Genomic DNA, 2,756 nt, shown 5'->3' on the forward strand with positions numbered 1-2,756 from the left:
CAGGCCCGGGACATGCGCGAGCAGTTGCAGGCCTTCAGCGGGATTCGTGTGCACAGCGGCTGCAAAGTGGTCGCGCTGGCGGGGCCCAAGCGGTTGCTGGTCGAGGACGCCGAGCGCGGCTGGGTGTTGAGGTACAACGTAATCATTTTATGCACCGGCGCGCGTGAACGGTTGCTGCCCTTCCCCGGCTGGACGCTGCCGGGCGTCACCGGCGCAGGGGGTTTGCAGGCGCTGATCAAGGGCGGCCTGCCGGTGGCTGACGAACGCACCGTGATCGCCGGCAGTGGTCCGCTGTTGCTGGCCTCGTCTGCGACCGCGCAACAGTACGGTGCGGAAGTTGTGCGCGTCGTCGAGCAGGCGCCTTTAGCCGCCGTCGCGGGTTTCGCCGCCGGCTTGTGGCGCTGGCCGAACAAGGCGATGCAGGCCATCACGCTGGCCAGCGCGGCCTATCGAACCTCGGCCCATGTGCTGGCGGCGCTGGGCACGGATCGGCTGGAGGGCGTACGCATCAGGGTGGGCAACCAGGTGGAAGAGATCGCCTGCGACCGTCTGGCCTGCGGGTTCAGTCTGGTGCCCAACGTCGAGATCGCCCAGGCGCTGGGCTGCACCGTGCGGGATCAGGCCGTCGTAGTGGACGAATGGCAAGCCAGCAGTCTGCCCGATCACTATGCGGCGGGCGAATGCACCGGCTTTGGCGGCAGCGAACTGGCGCTGGTTGAGGGACGTATTGCCGGGCTGGTGGCGGTCGGTGATCACGATAAGGCGCGAGCGCTGTGGGGCGAGCGGCAGCGATGGCAGCGTTTTGCGGATCGGTTGAATAAAGCGTTCCGCCTGGATCCCGCATTGAAAACCCTGGCAACCCCGGAGACAGTGGTGTGTCGCTGCGAGGACGTTCGTTACGCGGACCTTTCAGCACAGGGCAGCTGGACCAGCGCCAAACTCGCCACCCGCTGCGGGATGGGCGCGTGTCAGGGGCGTATCTGCGCGACGGCGGCGCAGACGCTTTTTGGCTGGGAGCCCCCGTTGTTGCGCCCGCCCTTCAGCCCCGCGCGGATCTCGACACTGGCGTGCCTGGATGAGGGTGAACCGGTTTGAGGGGCTGACTAGGCGGCGCAGGAAAGATGCCCCATCATCGGTCCTGCCCTCCCGACCGGCCCTGACGCCCGTGAACATGATTGACCTGATACCTACCGCGCCGCTGCACGACCTCGACCAGTTGCTCGTCAGCCTGGAATTGATCGCGCCGCTGTTCGATGCCATTCCCGGCGTGGTGTTTTTCGTCAAGGACGCTCAGGCGCGCTATGCGCTGGTCAACCGCACGCTGGTGCAGCGCTGCGGTTGCAAGGAGAAAAGCCAGCTCGTCGGGCTGACCGCCGAAGAGGTGTTTCCCGCCCGCTTCGGGCCGCTGTACACCGCGCAGGACCGCCGCGTGCTGGCCGACGGCAGACAACTCAGCGACCAGCTGGAGCTGCACCTTTATTACGGCAATCAGCCGATCTGGTGCCTGACCCACAAGATCGCCCTGCGCAACCGAGATGGCGACATCATCGGCCTGGCGGGTATCTCCCGCGATCTGCAAATCCTTCAGACCACCCATCCGGCGTATCAAAAGCTGGTCGAGGTTGACGCGTACATTCGCGAAAACTTCTCGCGCCCCATCACGCTTCAGCAGTTGACCGCGCTGGCCGGGCTGTCCATCGCCCAGTTGGAGAGGCACTGCAAACGCATCTTTCAGCTGACGCCACGGCAGATGATTCACAAAGCGCGGCTGGGTGAAGCGTCGCGCTTGTTGCAGGAAGAGCTGTCGATCACCGAGATCGCCCTGCGCTGCGGGTACACCGACCACAGCGCATTCAGCCGCCAGTTCAAGGCCCTGACCGGCGCGTCGCCGAGCGAGTATCGCGGTTCGCAGACTGGCTGAAGCGCTGCGATGTTTTCGCGGTACCACTAGATCATCGCGGTGCTTTTATGGGACCGGCTTTAGCCGGGAAGACCCCAGCGCAGGCACCGTCGCTTCTGCGGTGTGACCAATGCCGCCTTCCCGGCTGAAGCCGGTCCCACAGTCATCGAGGTGCCACTGGATGATCGCGGTGCTTTTGTGAAACCGGCTTTAGCCGGGAAGAGACCAGCGCAGGCACCGTTGTTTGCACTGTGACGAATGCCGCCTTCCCGGCTGAAGCCGGTCCCACAGTGATCGCGGTACCACTGGATGATCGCGGTGCTTTTGTGGGCCGGCTTTAGCCGGGAAGAGGCCAGCGCAGGCACCGTTGTTGCTGCAGCGTTACCAGCCGCCTTCCCGGCTGAAGCCGGTCCCACAGTGATCGCGGTGCCACTGGATGATCGCGGTGCTTTTGTGGGACCGGCTTTAGCCGGGAAGAGACCAGCGCAGGCACCGTTGTTTCTGCAGTGTGACGAATGCCGCCTTCCCGGCTGAAGCCGGTCCCACAGTATCGCGGTACCACTGGATGATCGCGGTGCTTTTGTGGAGCGGCGCGGTCGGATTCTTTCGCCCGCCAGCGTGCAGCAATGAAGCATTGCGCGCCTTGCTGCTCCTTTATGTAACACCCTTTTCCTCGCCTTCAACACGCCACGAGCAGGCAGCCCGCTGATTCAGCGCCCTGCACGCTGTACTGGCAAAACGGGCACGCTGCGTGCATATAAAATATCGTATACGAAATTACTTATCCGGCCGTATCCCTTTGCACGCACCGAGGCTTCTATGAAAAACCAAGCTGTCGCCGTCGCCCTCCTCGCCG

The 2,756-nt window shown here is 64.0% G+C and carries 2 protein-coding genes; both read left to right on the top strand.

Annotated features, from left to right (window positions below; all coding sequences use genetic code 11):
- Window positions 1-1,095: FAD/NAD(P)-binding oxidoreductase (locus VF672_RS19915; RefSeq protein WP_331106260.1), on the top strand; the 1,095-nt coding region annotated here is incomplete at its 5' end.
- Between the two features lie 76 nt (window positions 1,096-1,171).
- On the top strand, window positions 1,172-1,921 hold the full coding sequence (locus tag VF672_RS19920; protein WP_331106261.1) for an AraC family transcriptional regulator: 750 nt from the start codon (window positions 1,172-1,174) through the stop codon (window positions 1,919-1,921).
- Window positions 1,922-2,756: the final 835 nt, after the last annotated feature.

It is taken from the genome of Pseudomonas sp., from assembly GCF_036387035.1.
In the GTDB taxonomy this organism is placed as follows: domain Bacteria; phylum Pseudomonadota; class Gammaproteobacteria; order Pseudomonadales; family Pseudomonadaceae; genus Aquipseudomonas.